The sequence below is a fragment of the Mycobacterium paraseoulense genome, assembly GCF_010731655.1.
In the GTDB taxonomy this organism is placed as follows: Bacteria; Actinomycetota; Actinomycetes; order Mycobacteriales; family Mycobacteriaceae; genus Mycobacterium; species Mycobacterium paraseoulense.
In genome coordinates this window covers 2160980-2181644 of the sequence record NZ_AP022619.1, presented here as the reverse complement: position 1 = coordinate 2181644, position 20665 = coordinate 2160980, and the positions used below count along the sequence as shown (strand labels likewise).

General features: G+C 65.8%; 21 protein-coding genes and 1 pseudogene. 6 read left to right on the top strand and 16 right to left on the bottom strand.

From position 1 onward, the window contains the following. Nucleotides 1-27: 27 nt before the first annotated feature. From G6N51_RS10025 to G6N51_RS10015, 3 genes are all read right to left on the bottom strand, one after another. A complete protein-coding gene (locus tag G6N51_RS10025) occupies nucleotides 28-504 on the bottom strand; it encodes a MaoC family dehydratase (RefSeq protein ID WP_083169033.1) in 477 nt (158 codons plus the stop codon). Next, a complete protein-coding gene (locus G6N51_RS10020; RefSeq protein WP_083169036.1) occupies nucleotides 501-1694 on the bottom strand; it encodes an amidohydrolase family protein in 1194 nt (397 codons plus the stop codon). Before G6N51_RS10020 ends, G6N51_RS10025 begins: the two co-directional genes overlap by 4 nt. Nucleotides 1695-1797: 103 nt before the next feature. Then, entirely contained in the window at nucleotides 1798-2427 is a 630-nt protein-coding gene (locus G6N51_RS10015; protein ID WP_083169039.1) for a cysteine hydrolase, read from the bottom strand. Nucleotides 2428-2476: 49 nt separating this feature from the next. Here G6N51_RS10015 and G6N51_RS10010 point away from each other — a divergent pair, with 49 nt between their 5' ends. After that, entirely contained in the window at nucleotides 2477-2914 is a 438-nt protein-coding gene (locus tag G6N51_RS10010) for a nuclear transport factor 2 family protein (RefSeq protein ID WP_083169041.1), read from the top strand. A gap of 7 nt (nucleotides 2915-2921) precedes the next feature. On the opposite strand, the gene G6N51_RS10005 is transcribed toward G6N51_RS10010, so the two are convergent. Beyond that, nucleotides 2922-3824, bottom strand: coding sequence for a TIGR03619 family F420-dependent LLM class oxidoreductase (locus G6N51_RS10005; RefSeq protein WP_083169044.1), 903 nt, complete (start codon nucleotides 3822-3824; stop codon nucleotides 2922-2924). Continuing rightward, nucleotides 3821-4936: an acyl-CoA dehydrogenase family protein gene (locus G6N51_RS10000; RefSeq protein WP_083169047.1), complete on the bottom strand. Its 1116-nt coding sequence runs from the start codon at nucleotides 4934-4936 to the stop codon at nucleotides 3821-3823. Before G6N51_RS10000 ends, G6N51_RS10005 begins: the two co-directional genes overlap by 4 nt. 246 nt (nucleotides 4937-5182) lie before the next feature. Here G6N51_RS10000 and G6N51_RS09995 point away from each other — a divergent pair, with 246 nt between their 5' ends. The 5 genes from G6N51_RS09995 to G6N51_RS09975 are packed head-to-tail and all read left to right on the top strand — an operon-like array spanning nucleotide 5183 to nucleotide 10289. Further along, entirely contained in the window at nucleotides 5183-6379 is a 1197-nt protein-coding gene (locus G6N51_RS09995; RefSeq protein WP_083169049.1) for an amidohydrolase family protein, read from the top strand. Between the two features lie 7 nt (nucleotides 6380-6386). Next, nucleotides 6387-7346, top strand: a complete 960-nt coding sequence (locus G6N51_RS09990; protein WP_083169052.1) for an acyl-CoA dehydrogenase family protein — start codon at nucleotides 6387-6389, stop codon at nucleotides 7344-7346. Next, nucleotides 7343-8545, top strand: a complete 1203-nt coding sequence (locus G6N51_RS09985; protein WP_083169054.1) for an acyl-CoA dehydrogenase family protein — start codon at nucleotides 7343-7345, stop codon at nucleotides 8543-8545. The genes G6N51_RS09990 and G6N51_RS09985 overlap by 4 nt, the downstream gene beginning before the upstream one ends. Then, a complete protein-coding gene (locus G6N51_RS09980) occupies nucleotides 8542-10098 on the top strand; it encodes a class I adenylate-forming enzyme family protein (RefSeq protein WP_083169056.1) in 1557 nt (518 codons plus the stop codon). The genes G6N51_RS09985 and G6N51_RS09980 overlap by 4 nt, the downstream gene beginning before the upstream one ends. Beyond that, nucleotides 10095-10289: a hypothetical protein gene (locus tag G6N51_RS09975; protein ID WP_083169059.1), complete on the top strand. Its 195-nt coding sequence runs from the start codon at nucleotides 10095-10097 to the stop codon at nucleotides 10287-10289. The genes G6N51_RS09980 and G6N51_RS09975 overlap by 4 nt, the downstream gene beginning before the upstream one ends. On the opposite strand, the pseudogene G6N51_RS09970 reads toward G6N51_RS09975, so the two are convergent. The 11 genes and pseudogenes from G6N51_RS09970 to G6N51_RS09920 all read right to left on the bottom strand — a co-directional run bounded on the left by G6N51_RS09970 (nucleotide 10286) and on the right by G6N51_RS09920 (nucleotide 20665). Next, nucleotides 10286-11463 (bottom strand): annotated as a pseudogene (locus G6N51_RS09970) (amidohydrolase family protein). The gene G6N51_RS09975 and the pseudogene G6N51_RS09970 overlap by 4 nt on opposite strands. 203 nt (nucleotides 11464-11666) lie before the next feature. Then, nucleotides 11667-12551, bottom strand: a complete 885-nt coding sequence (locus G6N51_RS09965; RefSeq protein ID WP_083169065.1) for a TIGR03619 family F420-dependent LLM class oxidoreductase — start codon at nucleotides 12549-12551, stop codon at nucleotides 11667-11669. Nucleotides 12552-12557: 6 nt separating this feature from the next. Beyond that, complete coding sequence (locus G6N51_RS09960) at nucleotides 12558-13316, bottom strand: SDR family NAD(P)-dependent oxidoreductase (RefSeq protein WP_083169068.1); 759 nt, start codon at nucleotides 13314-13316, stop codon at nucleotides 12558-12560. After that, on the bottom strand, nucleotides 13313-13918 hold the full coding sequence (locus tag G6N51_RS09955) for an SDR family oxidoreductase (protein WP_083169071.1): 606 nt from the start codon (nucleotides 13916-13918) through the stop codon (nucleotides 13313-13315). The genes G6N51_RS09960 and G6N51_RS09955 overlap by 4 nt, the downstream gene beginning before the upstream one ends. 10 nt (nucleotides 13919-13928) lie before the next feature. Then, on the bottom strand, nucleotides 13929-14291 hold the full coding sequence (locus tag G6N51_RS09950; RefSeq protein WP_232078544.1) for a hypothetical protein: 363 nt from the start codon (nucleotides 14289-14291) through the stop codon (nucleotides 13929-13931). Between the two features lie 96 nt (nucleotides 14292-14387). Beyond that, the gene (locus G6N51_RS09945) at nucleotides 14388-15047 is read right to left on the bottom strand and encodes a hypothetical protein (RefSeq protein ID WP_083169084.1); all 660 of its coding nucleotides are present in this window, start codon (nucleotides 15045-15047) and stop codon (nucleotides 14388-14390) included. A gap of 500 nt (nucleotides 15048-15547) precedes the next feature. After that, nucleotides 15548-16999 (bottom strand): class I adenylate-forming enzyme family protein, encoded by a 1452-nt coding sequence (locus G6N51_RS09940; RefSeq protein WP_083169087.1) that lies wholly within the window; start codon nucleotides 16997-16999, stop codon nucleotides 15548-15550. Next, complete coding sequence (locus tag G6N51_RS09935; protein WP_083169090.1) at nucleotides 16996-17796, bottom strand: enoyl-CoA hydratase/isomerase family protein; 801 nt, start codon at nucleotides 17794-17796, stop codon at nucleotides 16996-16998. The genes G6N51_RS09940 and G6N51_RS09935 overlap by 4 nt, the downstream gene beginning before the upstream one ends. Then, nucleotides 17793-18608, bottom strand: coding sequence for an enoyl-CoA hydratase/isomerase family protein (locus tag G6N51_RS09930; RefSeq protein WP_083169093.1), 816 nt, complete (start codon nucleotides 18606-18608; stop codon nucleotides 17793-17795). The genes G6N51_RS09935 and G6N51_RS09930 overlap by 4 nt, the downstream gene beginning before the upstream one ends. Beyond that, nucleotides 18605-19852: an acyl-CoA dehydrogenase family protein gene (locus tag G6N51_RS09925; protein ID WP_083169096.1), complete on the bottom strand. Its 1248-nt coding sequence runs from the start codon at nucleotides 19850-19852 to the stop codon at nucleotides 18605-18607. Before G6N51_RS09925 ends, G6N51_RS09930 begins: the two co-directional genes overlap by 4 nt. A gap of 6 nt (nucleotides 19853-19858) precedes the next feature. Next, nucleotides 19859-20665, bottom strand: coding sequence for an enoyl-CoA hydratase/isomerase family protein (locus tag G6N51_RS09920; protein WP_083169098.1), 807 nt, complete (start codon nucleotides 20663-20665; stop codon nucleotides 19859-19861).

Sequence of the window (20665 nt, the reverse complement as noted above, 5' to 3'; positions counted from 1 at the left end):
CAGCCCCGGCGGGCGTGTGTCGTGTGGTCAGGCGTCGACCATCGCCGCGATCGTGTCGACGACACACGCCGGGCGGTCGTTGCCCTCGACCTCGACCGTGACGCGCACCGTGGCCCGTCCCCCCTTGGCGTTGCGCTCCACCTTCAGCAGTTCGGCCCCCGCCCGGATGCGAGAGTCGACCGGCACCGGCCCGGGGAACCGAAGCTTGTCGGAGCCGTAGTTCACCTGCATCGCTAGTCCGGTCACTTTGTAGATCTGTTGCACCAGGATGGGTACAAGCGACAAGGTCAGATAACCGTGCGCGATGGTCCTGCCATACGGACCGCTGGCCGCCCTCTCCCGGTCGACGTGGATCCACTGATGGTCACCGGTTGCCTCGGCGAAGAGATCGATCTCCTTCTGCGTGACCCGATGCCAATCGCTGTACCCAAGGTGCTCGCCGACGTGAGCCTCGAAGTCCGCGATCCCGTCGTAAACCGTGGGGCCAGCGGGCGCCTGGGTCACGCCGCGACCTTGACCTTCAAGTGCTCGATCGCGTTGCCGCCCATAATCTTCGCCTTGGCCGAGTCCGGGATGCCGTCCAGCCGGTCGACGAAGCTCAACGGGTCGCCGACGCCCTCGGGGTGCGGGAAGTCGGACCCGAACATGACGTGGTCCTCGCCCATGATGTCGACGATGCCCTTGATGTCGTCCTCGAGGAACGGGTGGATGTAGATGTTGCGCTTGAACACCTCGACGGGGTGCTCGTCGAACTCCTTCGGCATGATCTTGTACGCCGTGTTGAGCTGCTCGAGCAGGTTGCGCACCCAGCCGCTGCCGTTCTCCACGCAGAAGATCTTCAGATCCGGGAAGCGCGAGAGCGCGCCGTGGCAGATCATCGCGGCCAGGGTGTCCTCGATGGCCCGATGTCCCATCACGACCTCGCGCAGGGCGCTCGGTGCGAAGGACAGGTACTCGTCGCCCCCCTCCCATTCCATGAGGTGTTTTTGGTAGCCGCTGTCCGAGGCGTGCATGGTGACCGGCATGCCGGCGTTGACGACCTCCTCCCAGAACGGGTCGAACTCGGGCAGCCCCATGGACCGCGAGCCGCCGAAGCGGCTGGGCACCGGCGCGGGCCGAACCAGGAATGTCTTCATCCCGCGCTCTAGGCACCAGTGCAGTTCCCTGATGGCTTCGTCCACGATCGGCAGGCAGATGACGGGCGTGGCGAAGATCCGATCGTGGTAGTTGAAGGTCCAGTGCTCGTGCATCCACTCGTTGAGCGCGTGGATGATCGCGTGGGTGAGGACGACGTCGTCGGTGGTGCGCTCCTCGATGAGGCTGGCGAGGGTCGGGTACATCACACACTGGTCGAGGCCCAGCTCATCCATCAGCTCCAACCGCGGGGCGGGCGCCTGGTAGGCGGGGATGACATCCATTGCCTCGCCGATGAACTCGCGAAAGTTGAGGCCCTCGGGGTTGTTGCCGAGGAAGTAGTCCTCGGCGCTGCCCGGCCTGGCGACCCGCGCGAACGTCGGGTTGGGGATCATGTGGCTGATGCGGTCCTTGACAACCAGTTTTGGCCTGCCGTTGACCTCGACGTAACCGACCTTCCCGCGGTGCTCCTTGGGCAGGTATTTCGTGAGCGCGTCCGTCGTCTCGTACATGTGGTTGTCGATGTCGAAAACCGGATACGGCAGTGATCGGGACGACATGTGACCCTTCCTCCTGAGCAGCGAATATGATCATTTACGCTATTTGAGAACGACGTTATCACCATCGTCCCGCAACATCCACATCTGGGGCGCCGCCGACAGGTCACACCGCTGGATTCCACACGTCGATGACCGCGCTCGACGCGGTCACGGTGGCGAGCAGGGACAGCGTGTTGTCGATGATCGAATCGGCATACTCGCGCGGGTATCCGCTGACCGCGTCCCGCGGTAGGACGAACTGATAGCCACGGTTGACCGCATCCATGACGAAGTTGGTGATCGCGATATTCACCGACACACCAACTCCGACAATGGTTTTGATCCCCAGGTTGCGCAGCACCGAGTCCAGATCGGTGCCGCACATCGGGCCGACGCCGTGGGTGCGGGTGAGCACGAGGTCGGAGTCGTGTGGACCCAATTCCGGGAGCACCGAGGCGCCCGCGCTACCGGGCGTCAGGTCGGCGCTGAAGGATTTCCCCGCCGCGAACAACCGGGCGTTCGTGTTCGAACCGCGACCGTCGGCGCGCCGCTGTATCAGGCAGTGCACGACCGTCACGCCGGCCGCCCGGGCCGCATCGAGCAGCCTGGCAATGTTGGGAATGGCTTCGCGCCGGGCCTCCTCGGCGAGCAGCGGAAGGCCAGCCTGCGGCCCGATCACCCCGCCCTGACACTCTTGGGTCACCAGCGCGGTTGTCACCGGATCGAGCAGGTCCTCAAGGCTTGGTTGCGGCATGAGAATAAACGTTATCGTGTGCTGGAACGGTCATTAACGAGGAGGTCAGGTGGAGGCGTGGGAGCCCGAGGTTCGGGAGTCGGTGCGACAGACGTTGGCCGACTACACCGCGGCCACAGACCGATTCGATCTTCGCGCGCTGGCGGCATGCTTCGGCGACGAGGGCGTGCTGGAGTTCACCGGGGGGGACGGGCCGCTGACGGGACCCTCGGCGATCGAGGCGGGCCTGGGCGCCGCTGTGACAAAGCCGGGGCAATCGGGGCGGCGGGCGCCGACTCATGTCCGCCACCACGTCACCAGCATCAGGTTCGGGTCGGTGGCCCGCGACAGGGTCGAGGTCAGCAGTTATTTCGCCGTCCACACCGACATCGGGCTCGACCACTGGGGCCGCTACCGCGACGTACTGACACCCGTCGACGGTCGGTGGCTGTTCGCCCATCGCCGGATCAGCGTGGACGCATTCGCCGCCGGCAGTCTGATGGCCTGACGTCGCGTCACCCGGCGATGAACTCGTCGGCGAAGGCGCGGGCACGGTCGATGGCTTCGGTCCGGTCGGCACCTGCCGGCGCGATGGTGAGCCAGGTGACCCCGGCGGACTCGAGCCGCGCGATCGTCGCGTGACGTTCGTCGGCCGACTTACCGTCGTCCAACAGGTTTCCCGCCGAGAAGCAGATCTCCAGCGGGGCGGTGCGGCCGATCTCGGCCGCGTACTGCTTGGCCCAGTCGATGGCGAGCGCCAGGTCATCGATCGTCGAGATTTCCGCTGTGCGCGAGGCCGCCGCGTAGCCGAACGTATTGAACGGCGCCCACCCCTGAGCGCGTGACACCGCCCGGCGAACCGCCGCCTTGCTGTTGCCGCCGACCCAGACCGGGGGCGGACTCACGGGCAGCGGCCGCAGCCGGACGCCGCGGGCGGCGAACGACGTCCCCTCGTAGGCGAGGTCCTCGCCGCGCAGCACCTTGTCCAGCACATCGAGGGCCTCATCGAGCAGGGCACCGCGGTTGTCGAAATCGACTCCCAGGGCCTTGAATTCGGGCTTCAGGTATCCCGCCGCGGTGCCCAGGATCAGCCGGCCCCCGGACAACACCGCGAGGCTTTGAATCGATTTGGCGCCGAGGAACGGGTTGCGGTAGGCGGCGATGTAGACATTGGTCAGCAGCTTGACGTGGGTCGTTGCGGCGGCGGCGAAGGCCAACGCGACGAACGGATCGAGGGCGTGGTGCCCGCCGTGGTCGAGCCACTTCGCGTCCGGTGCGGGGTGGTCGGTGACATGGACCGCCGCGAATCTGCTCGCCTCGGCCGCTCGCGCGATGTCGGCAATGGCGTCGGCGGTGACGAACTCGTCCACCGCCTCCACTCGCTGGGTCGGCAGTTCGAGAGAGAAAGAAACGGTCACGTGGGTCCTTTCGTTGCGGAGACAAGTGTGGCCAGTCGTTGGGCGTGGTAGTCCGGGTCGCCGAAGATCAACTGGGTGGCCTTGGCGCGGCGGACGAAAAGGTGGGCGTCGTGTTCCCAGGTGAAGCCGATACCGCCGTGGATGCGCATGTTGTCGAGCGCGACGTGGAGGAAGGCCTCGGAACACACCATTTTCGCGACCGATGCGGTGGCCGCCAGGTCATCGGTGTGGGCCACTTCGGCCGCATGTGTCACGGCGGAAAGCGCACCCTCAACCTGAACCAACATGTCCGCGCACCGATGCTTGATCGCCTGGAAACTGCCGATGGGCCGACCGAACTGGATCCGTTGCTTGGCGTAGTCGACGGCCATGTCGAGGCAGCGCTGCGCGGCCCCGACCTGTTCGGCAGTCAGCGCCACGATGGCGAGGTCCGAAGTGTGTGCCAGGAAGTTGGCCGCGGCCCCCTCCGGGCCGATCAGCGCCGCCCGGACACCGCCGAACTCGAGCCGGGCGAATTTTCGGGTGCGGTCGAGTCCGGCCAGCGGCGTCCGGCGGACCCCCTCTGACCCGGCCCGAATCGCCAGCAAAGAGATGCCGGCTTCGGTGTTGGCCGCGGCGAGGATGACATCCGCGGTGTGACCGTCGATCACGAGCGGCGCCTCACCGTGGACCCGGTAGGCGCCGCCGCTGCGGTCGGCACGCAACGTCACTGCACCGGGGTCCCAGGCGCCAAGGCGGCCGTTGAGGATCAGCGTTGCGGTGGCAGAGCCGTCAACGAAGCCGGCGATGAACTCTTCGGCCGCGGCATCATCGCCGCTGGCGAGAATGGCCTGGGCCGCCATGGCTATGGTGGCGAAGAAGGGGGAGCACAGCAACGCGCGCCCCATTTCCTGAAAGACCACCGCCAGTTCGGCCATGCCCGCACCCGCCCCGCCCCACCGCTCGGGAACCCCGATGCCGTGCAGCCCCAATTCGCCGGCCATCTGGCGCCACGATGCCTCGTCGTAGCCGGTTTCCGTCGCCATCAACTTGCGCACGGTCTCGCTGGGCGATGTGGCCGTCAGGTAGTCCCGAACGACCGCGCGGAGCTCGTCGAGCTCACCGGTCGGCACGCGCAGCCTCCCGGCTCGGCCGTGTCGCGGGATCGGCCATCCACAAGCCAATTGCCGCGGGCCCGATCCTGTTGTCCGCCAGCGGTTGTGAAGGTCTCATGTCTCCTCGGTGCGGTTGCGGCCGAGCCGGCGCGGCCCGCTGCTCGAGCCCTTCGGGCATCCAGCCCGGGATGGCCATTGCCGCACCAGGATAGTATGTTTTCTGGAAATAGAGAATTTACATTCTCACTAAAGGAGACCGACGCGGTGACCACGAAACTCGATTACGGCATCTTCGACTGCGATACGCACTGCTACGAGACGCGGGATGCGTTCACCCGCTATCTGCCCGAAAAGTTCCGAGACCGGGCGATCACCACCGTACGCGGGGCCGACGGCGTCGAGGTGATCCTGGCCGGCCATCGCGTCGCGACCTTCAACAGCGAGGGCGGTTTGGGCCTGGATGTCGCTTACCGGCCAGGCTCGCTCAAGGAGATGCTCAGGCAAATGGGATCGGGCAACCCCGAGGAGTCTTACGAGCCGCAACCCATGCAACCGGAATTCATCGAGCGTGCCGCGCGGCTGGCCGTCATGGCCGACCAGAACATCGAGCGGATGGTCATCTATCCCAGCGGTATGGCGCTGGCGGCGGAACACTACGTCGACGACACTGCGGCACTGTATGCGAATCTGCGCTCGTTCAACCGATGGTTCGACGAAGAGTGGGGTTTCAACTACGACGACAAGATCTATGCGACGGCGCTGATGTCGTTGCGCGACTTGGATTCTGCGATCGCGGAGACCGAGGCGATCATCGCGCAGGGAGCGAAGTTCGTGCTGCTGCCGACGGGGCCGGCCTACGGCCGGTCGCCGGGCGACCCGTACTTCGATCCCGTTTACGCGCGCCTGCAGGAGGCCGGCTGTGTCCTGGTGTTCCACATCATGCCGTTCTGGTACTTCAATGCGATTTCGCCCGCGTGGGGCCAGGACCCCGACCCGGCCTCGTGGCACATGTCCGCGTGGCAGTGGATGAACATCTACGGGCAGCGGCCGATCGAGGAGACGTTGTCAGCCCTCATTTTCGACAATCTCTTCGGTCGATTTCCGGGTCTGAATGTCCTCGTCGCCGAGCACGGCGCGGAATGGGTGCCGTTCTTCGTCCGGCACATGGACAAGAGCCGCGGCATGGGCCGCAACGGACCATGGATCGGCGGGAAGCTCACGGAGCGACCGTCGGCGATCTTCCGGCGTCATGTTCGGGTCGTGCCGTACCCCGAGGACGACATCCCGGCGATCGTCGCAGGCCTGGGATACGACGACTGCCTGGTCATGGGCTCGGATTACCCGCACGCCGAAGGGCTGGCCGTGCCGGCCGAGTTTGCCAAGCTGCTCGACCCGCTCGACGACGCCACCAAGCGACGGATCATGCGCGACAACGCCGACCAGCTGCTCACCCGCAGCTAACGGCGTGATGGCAGACGAGGACGTCGACCTCGACCTGTTGAGAGCGTCGGCGCGGGAGTTCCTGGCCGAACGCGGTGAGCGGGGAACGGTCAAGGACCTTGCCGAAATGGACTGGACCGGCCTGCTCGTGGATGAGGTGATGGGGGGCACCGGGTGGCGTCCGGTCGAGGCATGCGTCGTGGCGGAGGAGCTCGGTCGAGCGCAGGACGGGTCGGCGTGGTTGGGAACCACGATCGGTGCCGCAGCGCTCGCGTCCGCGCCCGGGGACCTCAGGCAACAGTTGCTGCCCGGCCTGCTCGCCGGCACCGCGACGGCCGGCGTCGCGATCGTCGGCGAGCCCGCACGGATCATCCGCGGCGACCAGGCCGACATCGTTCTACTCCTGGGAAGCAACGGAATTCACCTGCTGCGCGATTTGGATCGCGACCGGTTCGAGCTGGACTCCGACCTGCTGGACGTCACCCGAACCGTATGGCGTTTCGACGCGAAGGCCGCACCCAGCGCCGTGATCGGATCTGTCGAACGGGCCGACGAGTTGGCCGCCGTGGCCCGACTGCTGGTTGCCGCCGATTCGGTGGGCGCCGTGTCGATGGCCCTCGAGCGGCTGACGGCGTACCTCAAGGAGCGCATCGCATTCGGCGCGCCGATCGCGAGCTTTCAGGCGATTCAGCACCGGCTGGTCGAGCTGCTGGTCTTCGAGGTCAAAGCGCGCGCAGTCGTCATGAGGGCGGCGCGGGCAATCGCTGCGGCCGAGGAGAGGGCGCCCTTGCTGACGGCGGCGGCGCACGCTTTCGTCGCGGCGAAGGCCGCCGCCGCCGTCGACGAGTGCATGCAACTGTCGGGCGGCATCGGCTTCACGTGGGAGTATCCGCTGCATTACGAGCTGCGTCGGGCCTTCACCAACGGGCATCTGATCGGCACGGCGCGTTCGAGCCGGGCGCTGGTGGCGGAGGTGTCGGGTTGGTGAGCGTGGTCCGGAGCCGTCCCGCCGATGCGCAGCTGGCCGAGTTCAGGGAGCGGGTCAGGGCGCACATCGCCGAACACGCACCGCCGATCGAAGCCCGCGAAGGCCACCGTGCGCCCGAGACCCCCGAACAAGAAGCCCTGCTGCGCGCGTGGTTCGCCGGCCTGTTCGAGGCGGGCCTTGTGGGTGCGGACTGGCCGGTCGAATACGGCGGTCGCGACGATCACCACCCACTGCACGACCGCATCGTCAGCGAGGAGATCTTGCGTGCCCGCGCGCCACGCCCGGTGGACCAGGTAAACCTGGCCGCACACGTGCTCTTGCATTTCGGATCCGACGAGCAGAAGCTGCGGCTACTGCCACCCATCCGGCGCAGCGAGCACGTCTGGTGTCAGCTACTCAGCGAACCCGATGCGGGTAGCGACATCGCCGCGGTGCGCAGCCGCGGGGTGCGGCAACCCGACGGCGGTTGGGTCATCGACGGCCAGAAGACCTGGATCACCGACGGACACTGGGCCGACATGGGCCTCGCCCTGATCCGCACCGACCCGACGTCCTCGCGCCACCACGGCCTGTCGGTCTTCACCGTGCCGCTCTCGGCGGACGGTGTCGAAGTTCGTCCGATCCGCACGATCGGCGATGCGATCGAGGTCAATGAGGTCTTCCTCAGTGGAGTCGAGCTCGGTCCGGAGAGCCTTATCGGCGAGGTGGGCCAGGGCTGGTCGATCATCATGGCCGGCTTGGACTTTGAACGATTCGGCATCGGCGGCAACGTCATCTTGCTCGAACTCTTGATCGACGATTTGGTCACCGTGGCCCGCCACGCGCTGATATCCGGCGTGCCCGCGCTGGCCTCCGCCGACATCCGCCAGCAGGTGGCCGAGTTGGCCGTCGAGGCCGAGGTGGCCAAGGCGTTCATCGACGACCATGTCGAGCGGCTGACCACGGGCGACGAGCGACCGGGCGACGGCTCGATCGCGAAGTTGAGCTTCGCAGAGACATATCACCGTGTCGCGGCCTATGGCGCCGAACTGGCCGCGTCGGCGATTGCCGCAGGGGCTGCGGACCCTGATGTGGATCGTGCCAAACAACGCCTGCGTGAATGCTGGCTGTGGTCCCGGGCCTACACGATATCCGGTGGCAGCTCGGAAATGATGCGCAACATCCTTGCCAAGCGGCGACTGCACTTGCCGAGCCGATGACCGCATACCCGGCGGCGCAGACCTATTGGTCCCTGGTCGAAACGGCGGCGCGGGCGCATCCCGATCGGGTGGTCCTCGTCGACGACTACGGGCGGGCCCTGTCGTGCGGGCAGCTGTACCAATCCGCGCTGACGTGCGCGGCGGCGTTGGCGCAACGCGGAATCGGCGCGGGAACGGTGGTGTCGTGGCAGCTGCCGACGACGCTGGAGACGATGGTCGTCATGGTGGCGCTGGCGCGCCTCGGCGCGGTCCAAAACCCGGTACTGCCGATCTGGCGGGAGAGCGAATTACGTTTTGTGACCACGCAGCTCGCGACCGACGTCCTCATCGTTCCCGGGATGTGGCGCAATTTCGACCACGTCGCGCTCGCCCAGAGGATCGGTGATCACCAACCCATGACTGTCGTGGTCATCGACCACGACGAGCCCATCACCGGCACACTTCGGCTACCCGCCGGTGATCCGGCGGCACTGCCTGCGCCGCCGCAATCGGGTGAGGAGCCGCGCTGGATCTACTATTCGTCGGGCACCACGGCGGCCCCGAAAGGCGCGCGGCACTGCGACCGCTCGGTCATCGCCGGCTCAGCAGGCGTCGTCGGCATTGTCGGCGCCTCCAGTAGCGACGTCAACCCGATCGCCTTTCCGGTGTCGCACATTGGGGGAGCCGCCATGCTCGCTGCCGGCCTCCATACCGGCATGCGACTGGTGCTCTTCGACACCTTCGATCCCGTGCAGACCCCCTTCGCCATCGCTGCGCACCGGCCGACTCTGCTGGGCAGCGCCACCCCATTCTTCGTCGCCTTCATGGCGGCGCAGGCAAAGCACGGCGCCGAACCGCTATATCCCGATCTGCGTGGCTGTGTCGGCGGTGGTGCGCCCATCACCGCGGAGTTGGGAAATCAAGTGCGGCAGACCTTCTCGGTCGACGGTGTGGCCAATTCCTGGGGACTGACCGAATTTCCGGTCGCCACCTCCCAAGCACCGAACGGCCCTCCGGAGCTGCTGGACCACACCGTCGGCAAACCCGTGCCGGGCGTCTCAGTGCGAGTCGTCGACGAATCCGAGCGGCCGGTCGAGCCCGGAGAGGAGGGGGAGCTGCGGCTCAAGGGCCCGCAATGCTTCCTCGGCTACGTCGATGCGTCATTAGACGGCCAGGCATTCGACGCCGACGGGTGGTTTCGCACCGGCGATCTGGGACGCATCGACCACCAGGGCAATGTCGTCGTCACGGGGCGCATCAAGGACGCGATCATCCGCAACGCGGAGAACATCTCGGCCCTCGAGATCGAAGGCGTCCTGGCGAGCCACCCTGCGGTCGCCGACGTCGCGGTCATCGGCGTACCCGATGAGCGGACCGGCGAACGGGTGTGTGCCGTCGTCGTCGCCCGCCCAGGTGCGGCGGTGACGCTCTCTTCGGTTTCCGAACATTGCCAAGCCCGAGGGCTGAGCAAGCACAAGTCGCCCGAACGGCTCGAGATCGTCGATGCGCTGCCTCGCAACCTCACCGGCAAGGTGCTCAAGAATGAACTCCGAACCCGGTTCGGGAACCGGTGAGTGTTCGTGACAACCGCGATCCGATTCCCGGGCAAGGCGATTCCTTGCTCAAGACACTCAGCACCGCGAATGCCTTAAGGAACTGTTTTGTCGCTGAAGATGGGGAAATGTTCAACATCTCCGCGTTGTGTGGCGGCATGCCGCCGGAGATCGCATGGTGTTATTTGAGGCGATTCGCCGAACTCGGCTAGATGCCGATCAGCTCCTTCAGGTTGCCGCCCATTACTCGTGCTGTGGTTGCGGCGGGAGGTTTTCGAGTTCGCCGACGAAGTTCGCGGGCGCGGCCAATCCCTCGGGATGCGGGTAGTCCGAGCCGAACATCACCCGCTTCTCACCGAGGATGTCGATGAGGTGCGAGATATCCTCTTCGTGGAACGGGTTCACCCACACGTGCCTGCGGAAGACATCACACGGGTGCTCGCTGAATTCGCGCGGCTTCTTGCGGTAAACCCGATCGAAAACGTCCATCAGGCGCTGAGCCCACGAACCGCCGTTCTCGACCACACCGATGCGTAGGTCGGGGAAGCGCTCGAACACCCCATGGGCGATGAACGCCGCGAGCGTATCGAAGATGTGGCGACTCTCCTCGTAGATGAAGCCGCGGAACTTCGTCAGCTGGAAACCCTGGAACTCGTTACCGCCCTCCCAGTCGGAGAGGTAGCGGTCGTAGCCGGCGTCGGAGTTGTGCATCTGGACCGAGATGCCCGACGACTCGACCAATCTCCAGAAACCGTCGAACTCGGGCAACGCGGGTGAACGCGAGGTTCCGTCCTCTCTGGGCACCGGCGCCGGTCGGATCAGCACCGTCTTCGCCCCGTTTTCCAGGCACCATTCGAGTTCCGCAACGCCCTTCGATGGATCGTTGAGTGAGATCGCCGGGACGGGGAAGATGCGGTTCTTGAAGTTGAACGTCCAGTCCTCGAGCAGCCAGCGGTTGAAGGCGTGGGTTACCGCGTGGGTGAGCTCGGTGTCGCACTTGGTCCGTTCCTCGAGCATGCCCGCCGTGGTCGGAAACATCAGCGCGCCGTCAACGCCCTGGCGGTCCATCAATGCCAGGCGCAGGTCGGGACGCCGGAACTCGTCTGGACAGCGGATGGGCTCGGCCAGCTCGCGCAGCGTCTTACCCTCCGGGTTGATCCCGCGGTAGTAGTCGGCCCATGCGCCGGGAGTGGGGATCACCTCGTAGGTGGGGTTGGGTATGGTCTCGGTGATAACGCCGAGGATCTGGAGCTTCTTGCGGCCATTGACGTCGACGAACTTCAATGCGTCGGAGTATTTTTCCGGCAGATAGCGCGTGTAGGCGTCGACCGTCTCGTACATGTGATTGTCCGCATCCCACACCTCGAACGCACGGGGTTCGGTCATCGTCGTTCCTTTCCACGTAGCGGTCGAGCCGAAAATCCGCTCGCGAGGCTCGTCCGCCATATGCACGGCCAAAAGCGGACGGCAACCGGCAACGCCACTATCACAAATCGAGAGTAGACGTTCTCGATCCTATACTCTCCGAAACCGTCGCGGACGGCAAGGTCGTACCGCGCGTCAAGGGCTGGAGGGCCGTCCGACCCGATTCACTCGCTCGCAGCATCAGCGACCTCCGGCAGCCGGTCGATGATGCGGCGCGGATCGTCAGCGGGTATCAGGACCTGAACATGATCGATGCCCAGTCGACGGTAGGCATCGCACGACTCGGCCAATGATCGTGCGCCGGAATAAGCGGTGGATGCGACCTTGTACAAGCTCGCCGACGATCTGCCGCGCTCGTTGGTTAACCGGTTCAGAGTCGCGACGAGCTCGGCCAGCCGTCCAACGGACGTCGGCGCGGAAATCCATCCGTCGCCGACACGCGCCGCTCGGTCGAGCGCGGTGTCAGAGTGCCCGCCCACCAGGATCGGAATGGGTCGTGCGGGGTGCGGCCGGGGATCCATCGGTGCGAAATCATAGAATTTTCCGTGGAATTCGACGTAGGGATCGTCCGCACACCATAGAGTGCGCAACAACTCGATGTGCTCTTCGCTGCGGGCGCCACGGTTGTCCCATGGCATGCCCATCGCCGTCGCCTCTTCCCTCAACCACCCGACTCCGACGCCGTACACGAGCCGGCCGCCCGAGAACGCGTCGAGCGAAGCGAGTTGCCTTGCGTTGCCGATCGGATTGCGAAGCGGCAGTACGGCGACCGATGATCCGAGCCCGATGGTGCTCGTCAACCCGGCAACCCAACTGAGCGTCGTCATCAGTTCGAAGTTGGGGGCGAGATTGTCGGCGAGCCAGCCGTCGGCGACTGGCGTGGGCCTGCGGCCCAGCGGATACAGCGAATCGGTGTGACGGGGCAAAACGAGATGGTCGACCGCCCAGAGCCGGTCGACTCCGCAACCCTCGGCGGTCTGCGCGAAGTCGCGGATGAACGACGGTGACGCGTTCGGGCCGCTGTGCGGAAGAACAAGACCGATTTCCACGACGGCCTAGAGGTTGGTGAAGTGGCCGCCGTCGACCCCTATCGTCTGACCGGTGAGATACCTGGCCTTGGGGCCCACGAGGAAAGTGACCGCCGAACCGATGTCGAGTTGTGGATCGCCGATGCGTGCCAGTGGGATCCGGCGTGCGAGCCGCTCCTCCATCGCGGGGTCGGCTTCGATCGCCGCCGTCATCGCCGGTGAATATGCAAGCGGCGATATCACATTGACCGTGATGCCGTAGGCGCCCCATTCGCGGGCCAGGCTTTTGGCGAAGCCCCGCAGTGCGCCCTTCACCGTGGCATAGAGCGGCAGTGTGGCGCTGCCTTCGATTCCGGCGGGTGAGGTCATCACCAAGAATGTCCCTGCCCGTTCACGCAGAGCTTGGAAGGCGGCGCTCGCACAGTGATAGGCGCCGGTCACTGACACGCCGATGTGGTCGCGCCACAGCGACTCATCGACGTCCTCGAGTCGGTGCGGCTTGCTGGATGCGTTGCTTGTGGCATTGTGTACCAGCGCATCCAGGCGCCCGGTCGTCATCACCGCGGCCTCGACGGCGTCGATGACCGACTCGGCTACGGTGACGTCGCAGCGGACCCAGGTCGCCCGACAACCGGCCTCGCTGAGTTCCGCAGCGACCGCCCGCCCACTTTCCGATCGGGTGGCGACGAAGACGTGCGCGCCGTCGACCGCGAGGGCACGCGCGATGCCGTGCCCGACACCGCCGCCGGCTCCAGTGACCAGAACCGTGTAATCGTTGATCGTCATGGGAGCATCACGGCTCCGCCGTCGACGATGACGGTTTCGCCGACCAGCCCCGTGACCTCGGGCTTGAGTAGGAATCGTGTCGTCTCGACGATCGATTCGACGAGTGAGTCATCGTCCTGAAGCGCAGCCGCGGTCACATGGCTGGCTGACGCGCTCAGCCGCGGCGCGAAAAGACGGAGCGGGGCGGCAATCATGTTGACGAAGAGGTTTTGAGAAGCCCATTGGCGGGCGGCGGATTTGGCCATCGCGCGGATTCCCTCGAGCGCGGTGGCGTACGGGACGAGATACGGCGCTCCCGTCATCCCGATCGATGGCAGCACCAGCACGATTCGTCCTCCACCTTTGTCGCGCATCGAGGAGTATGACCGTTGCAAGGCGGCGAGCGCGTGTCGCATCGGTCGTTCGGCGAATCGGTCCCAGTCCGGCGCACTCAACGTGCTGACGTGCGTCGGCTCGAGGGCCGGATCGACGCCGATCACTATGACCACGTGGTCCGTGTTCGGCTGAGTCGGTTCGTCGAGGTTGTGGACGACCGATTTGAGACTTGCTGCGATCGCCCACGAGATGGCATCGCTGCGCCCGATGACGTGCGGAGTTGTCATGTGCGCCGCCCTACGGTTTTGGAATCGCCGACGCCTTCGCTTGCCGTGCGATTCGCTCGTCGTGGATCTTCACCAGTTCGCGGAAGCCGATCCGGTTGTACCGCGGGTGGGGTTGGACTCCCCAGTCGTCTTTCGCGGTGTGTTGGCCGGCGGCCTCCGGAGCACCGCCGAACGGCGGGCCCCCGAGGGGATAGGGCTGCCTGCATTCGAGCGTGTCATCGGAGTAGCGCACCTTCAGCAATTCGCTGCAGATTTGGGTGAGTGACAGCGTGGGCCACCCGTACCAGACTGCCATTACCGGCACGGTGAGCGACCCCTCGATCACCAACCCGAACAGGCAGACGAACAGCCCCCGTTTGAGCCACGTGTGCATCCGCGCCCAAGCCGACGTCGTGCCCGGAGGTAGCGGCTCGGCCGGCGCGACTGCGTCCACAGTTGATTCAGACACGATAGTCCTTCCCAGGATCGGTCAGTCGGAGAAGATTTCCCGGTTCACGGTGTGCAGGTAGGGGATTGCGAGGAACGGAGTGATGTAAAAGATGTTGTAGGCCCACCAGGCCAGCACCGGCAGGCCTACCGCCGCGTACCGAACATCGGCATACAACGTCATGTTGAAGATGTAGCCGGTCCAGACCACCACACCGAACCAGCAAGTGACGATCATCCACTGGTGGCCCCACCGCTTCATCTGTAGGAAGCCGATCGCTGCGGCCATCCGCATCGGAAAGGCGATGAGCACGCACACGAGAACCCACGCCTTCTCGCCGGGCGCACCGGCACCTCCGATCCAGAGCTCGTTGTAGTGCCAGAAGTAGCCCCCGTCCATCAGGTTCCCCCAAGCGGTGAACACGGTGCGGGTAATCAGGGCGTGATTGGCGAACAGGTCGAGTGCCCAACCGATGCTGTTCAGGGCCGCGTCCAGAATGATCACGTAACCGATGAGTGTGACCATGAGTGGACGCACCGACAGGCCCTCGCGTTGGGCATTGCGCAACAGGTACAGGCCACGCACGAACAGGGGGAGCCCGAGGACGCCGAGCACGAGCGTGCCCATCAGTGCCGTGCCCGCTATGAGCCAGAGATCCGCCTGTCGTTGAGCCCGCCGGCTCTGGCGGTCGTGTTCGTCCAAAGTCGCTGACGCGAAGGAGGATGCACCGTTCCCGCGGCGCGTTATCGCAGAGGGCAATCGCATGGGCCTACCAATCTCTTGTCAGCAACATGGAGAGCTGGATGAGAAACATCGTCAGGAGGAGGCCGTATATCCAGATTTGGAAAACGATGAGGCCGCGCCTACGCCGGCGATCCTGTTCGTCCACCGCGCTGATTCCTCCTTAAGGAAATAGATAGCCGGCCCGAGGCGACTTCACGCAGGGCCGTTCGCTGCGGTCAGAAAGTACCGATGTTCGACAACATCCAGTAGAAGAAGGCAACCAATGCGCACATCACGCCCCACGTGATCACCATCCGCACCAATTCTTCGATCACATCCGTTGCTCCCGTCTCCGCAACGCGGGTGGAAATACATATTTTCCCGAGATGATAGCATCGTTATCAATTACGAGAATTGACGTTATCGCATTCAGGGGCAAGCGAAGCTCCCGGGCTTAGGCGATTGCGGAGTCCGAGCCTTCATGCATTGGCCATGGCGGCGAGCTCGCGCTTGACCACCTTGCCAACGTCGTTGCGCGGCAGCCGGTCGACGAACACGAATCGCACGGGTACGCGGTACGGCGTCAATCGATCCCGGCACCACTCGGTGAGGCTGTCTTCTGTCACGTCGTGATCGCGTCGCACGACGAATGCCCAGGGCACCTCGCCGAGCCGCTCGTCGGGGATGCCCACGACGGCGGCTTCCCGCACGCCGCCGGCGGCGAGAATGACGTCTTCGACGGTGCCCGGGAAGACCTTGAGGCCGCCGCGGTTGATCATGTCGGACACCCGGCCGTCGAGCCAGAGGAACCCGTCGTCGTCGAACCAGCCTAAATCGCCGGTGTGAAACCAGCCGTCATCCGTGAGCCGGTCGAGGAAGGCCGGATCGATGTTGCGCGCCGCGGTCGTCGGCGTGCGCACCATCACCTCGTCATCGGCAATGGTGACGTCGATGCCGGGCAGAGGCCGCCCCACCGATCCGAGCTTGGTCTCTCCCCACTCGCGTGCGTCGGCAGCCGACCACCCCACCACCTCGCCACCGAGTTCGGTCTGGCCGTAGGAGTTCAGCACGATCACGCCGAACTTGTCCCTGAATCGGGCCGCTTGAACCGGTGACAGGGGAGCGGTGATCGATCGCACGATCTTCAGCGGCGACAGGTCCGTGACCGAGTCGTCGTGCAACACCATGGTGAGCGCCGCTGGCGGCAGCACTGTGGAACGCAGCCGGTGCCGCCGAACCAGCGCGGCGAAGTCCGACGGGGAGAATCGCTCCATGAGCACCACGCCCGAACCAGCCCGGAACGCGAACAGCACCTGGTAGATACCCGCCCACAACGACAACGACAACGGCACGAGGTTCGGCATCGGCGGACGCTTCGGTGCGTCGGTAGTGGCTTTCGTTCCGCGGAGTTTCGCCAACAGCCGGTCGATCAGGTCGAGCACCGTGGTGTGCCGAAGTGGCACCGGCTTCGGCGGGCCCGTGGTGCCGGAGGTGAACTGCAGCAGTGCCACATCGTCGTCGTAGGACCGCGGGTGCGCTGGCAAGTCGCGCCTTGCCGCCGTTGCCCACGCCAGCGCATCACCGGTAACGACGGGGATTTCGAACATCGAGAATCTCGGCGCCAGTTCGGGCGTCGTGATGACGGCGACGGGCCGCAGCGTCTTCAGCTGGGCCACGACCTCGACGTCGGCCGCCCTCGGGTTCAGCGGTGTGTACACCCCACCGGCGCGCCACGTGCCGAACAGGGCGGCGATGGTGGTTGCGTCGTTGGGCAGCATGGCGGCGGCAACCTGCCCCGTCGCCAATCCGATCCCCGTGAGCAGCGCACCGAGTTGGTCGGAGCTGGCCACCAGCTCGTCGCGCGACACCTCGCCATCGACCAAGTGCACGGCGACATCCGGCAGGCCGTCAAGCAGATCCACCAGGCTCACGAATCGGCCTCCAACGGTGCCCAATTCGGGGTTCGCTTGTCCGCGAAGGCAAGGGGGCCCTCGTTCTGGTCGGGGTGCCCCCACATCGACGTCAGGTGCTTGGCGCCGGCGCGGCACGCATCCGTCAGGCCGTATTCGAGTGCGCCCCACAGCGCACGCTTGGTGGCGCGCATCGCCGCGGGCGAGTTTCTGGCGATCTTCTCGGCCAGCTCCTGGGCGACCTCGCGCAGCTTCTCGGGCGGATCCACGACCTGGCTGATCATGCCGAGCTGGTACGCACGATCGGCGGTGAGCCGTTCATGGCTGCCCACCAACGCCATCCGCAGCACCGCCTCGGCCGGCATCTTGCGCATCAGCGCGATGGTTTCCAAAGCGCTGACCTGGCCGATCGAGACGTGCGGGTCGACGAAGCTCGCGTCCGATGACGCGATGACGACGTCGGCGTCGGCCACCCAGTGCAACCCGCCGCCGGCGCACACCCCGTTGACGGCCGTGATGACCGGCTTCTCGACGTTGCAGTGCCAGGCCGTCAGCTTGAGGTCCAACGTGCGCATGGTCTCCTGAAACTGCAGCACGGCCTCGCCGTCGAGCTCCTCGACGTCGGCCCCCACCTGGAATGCTCGCCCGTTGCCGGTGTGCACGATGACGCGAACGTCGGGGTCGGCATTCAATTCCGACCACGCTTTCGGGAATTCCCCACGCATCACCACGTCATACGCGTTGAGCCGGTCGGGGCGGTTGTTGATGATCCAGCCCACCGGGCCGCGCCGCTCGACGACCAGCCTCTGGTATGTCATGAAGCCTCCACGGCATCCGGCGGTGCTTGCCACCGCGGCGTGCGCTTCTCGCGCCACGCCCTGGCACCCTCGGCGTGATCGGGGTGATTGCGCAGCCGCCAGATCTCGTTCGCGGCATCCTCGCGCGCTTGTGACATGCCGACCTCCAGAGAGTGCCACAGCGCCTTCTTGGTGGCGCGCAACGCGGTCGGCGAATTTCCGGCGATCGCGGTGGCGAGCCGTCGCGCCGCGGCGCGAAGCTGATCGGCGGCTACCACCTCGGACAAGATGCCCAACTCGTAGGCGCGTTGCGCCGAGATGTGTTCGCCCCTGCCGCTCAACGCCATTCGGGTGATTGCCTCCATCGGGGACTTGCGAAGCAGCGTGATCGCCTCGTAGGCGACGGCCTGGCCGAGCGACACGTGCGGGTCGACGAAGGAGGCCTGTTCGGCCGCGATGACGATGTCGGCGTCGGCCACCAGGTGCAGGCCACCGCCCGCGCAAACCCCGTTCACGGCCGCGATCACCGGCTTCCATACCCCGCAATGCCAGGACGAAATCTTCAGCTCCGCGTCCCGGGTTCGCCGTGAGTGGCGGCGCATCGCCGCTTTGTCGCGCGCCACCTGCACCACGTCCATGCCCGTGCAGAAGGCCTTACCGTTGGCCGCGTTGACGATCACCCGGACACCGGGATCGGCGTCGAGTTCGCCCCAGGCGGTCTCGAGTTCGTCGAGCATCAACGCGTCGAAGGCGTTGCCCGCGTCCGGCCGGTTCAGGATCAGCCAGCCGATACCCTCGGACTTCTCCACGACCAACCGCTGGTAGGTGCTCACGAGCGCGGGATGTCCTTCCAGGGTTTGCCCTTCCAGGGGTCCGGTTCCTTGGGCAGCCCGAGCACGCGCTCGCCGAGGATGTTCTTGTTGATGTCGGTGGTGCCGCCCTCGGTGCCGTTGGCGAGGCTGCGCAGCATTCCATGGACGTCCCGGGGCAGTGCGTCCGGGTCGTCGGTGGCGGGCCAGGCGATCGCGTCCGTACCCAGCAGGTCGACCATGAGGTCCTGAATTTGCTGGTTCAGCGTGGCCTGGTGCACCTTGCCGATCGAGGACGCGGCCCCGGGCGATTGGCCGGCCGAAAGTGCAGCCCGGACACGGTCATTGGTCCAGCCACGGATCTGCTCCTGGGCCCACAGCCGCATGATCTTGTTTCGGACGACCGGGTCGTCCCACCGGCCTGTCTCACGCGCGAGCTCGATCAGCCGGTCGGCGCCGGAGCCGCCGAGGCGGCCCATGCCTCCCGATCCGGAACCCGAAACCATCAGCCGCTCACTGGACAGCGTCGACGCGCTGACGCGCCAGCCGTCATTGACCTCGCCCACCCGGTGCGCATCGGGGACCCGGGCATCGTCGATGAAGACTTCGTTGAACTCTGCCTCGCCGGTGATCTGGCGCAGTGGTCGTACCTCGACGCCGGCCTGACGCATATCGAGCAGGAAGTAGGTGATGCCCTTGTGCTTGGGCGCATCCGGATCGGTTCGTGCGAGCAGGATCGCGAAGTCAGCCTCGTCGGCCCACGTGGTCCAGACCTTCTGGCCCGAGATCAGCCAGCCGTCCGCGTCCCGGACGGCCCGCGTCGCCAACGACGCGAGGTCCGACCCCGCGCCGGGCTCACTGAAGAGCTGACACCACTTCTCCTCGTTGCGCACGATCGGCGGCAGGAAGCGCAACCGCTGTTCTTCCGTACCGTGGCTGAACAACGCCGCGGCGGCGTTGTTGAGCCCCAACGGGTTCAGCCGGGACAGCCGCAGTGGACGCAGCACTCTATCGATCGCCCTGGCCACCTCGTTGCCGATCCCCAGACCGCCGTATTCGCGCGCCCACGTCGGCACCACAAGACCGGACTCGGCGAAAACCGGATACCACTGCCGGTACTCCGCGGGGCTCCGCACCGCGCGCAGGGCGACGGGACTCTGCGCGGCCGCGGCGCGCCAGGATGCCGGTACCTCGGCGTCGACCCATTGTTCGACCACCGCGACGGCGTCGGCGGCACTGGTCGCCTCGGTGATCGGCAGCGGCGTCACGTTCGTCTAGCGCCCTTGGAACTTTGCTTCGCGTCGGTCGCGGAAGGCCGCCAATCCTTCTTTGAAATCCTCACTACGGCTGGATAGTTCGAGCGCCATCGCCTCGTTCTGCAGGTGACGGTCCAGGTCGAGCCCGTTACCGCTGTGCAGCAGCCACTTGGTGAGGCCCAGCGCCACCGTAGGCGCATCGCCAAGGGCGGCAGTCAGTTCGTCTGCCACGGCGTCCAATTCGTCGACTGCGGCGGCGGCGTGGATGATGTTCCACTCGGCAGCGGTGGTTCCGGTGATCTCCTTGCCCAGCATCAGCAGCTGCCGGGTGCGGACCAGGCCGATCAGTCGCGGCAGCAGCCAGGCCGCGCCGCTGTCGGGGGTGAAACCGCGCGCCATGAAAGGTTCCCAGAACCGCGCATCCTCGGCGGCGACACAGAAGTCGGAGGCCATTGCGATGTGGAATCCGAGCCCGGCGGCCCAGCCCCGCACCACGGACACGATGGGTACCTGAGTCTCGAGCATCAACGGGATCAACCGGTTCGCTTTGTTGGGCAGCCGTCGCTGTGTGCTGCCCACCCTGGGCTTCCGCTCGGAGCGGGTGTTGTTGGCGATCAGGTCGGACCCGGCGCAGAAGTCTCCTCCCGCGGCGTCGATCCTGATGACGCGGACGGACTCGTCGACACCCGCGGCGGCGAAATGCGCGATCATCGCGTCGAGCATGATGTCGTTGACTGCGTTGCGGCGATCCTCGCGGTCCAACCTCAATTGCAAGACCGCACCGTGTTGTTCTGCCGCGAGACCAGGCACGCTGTCGTAAATCAT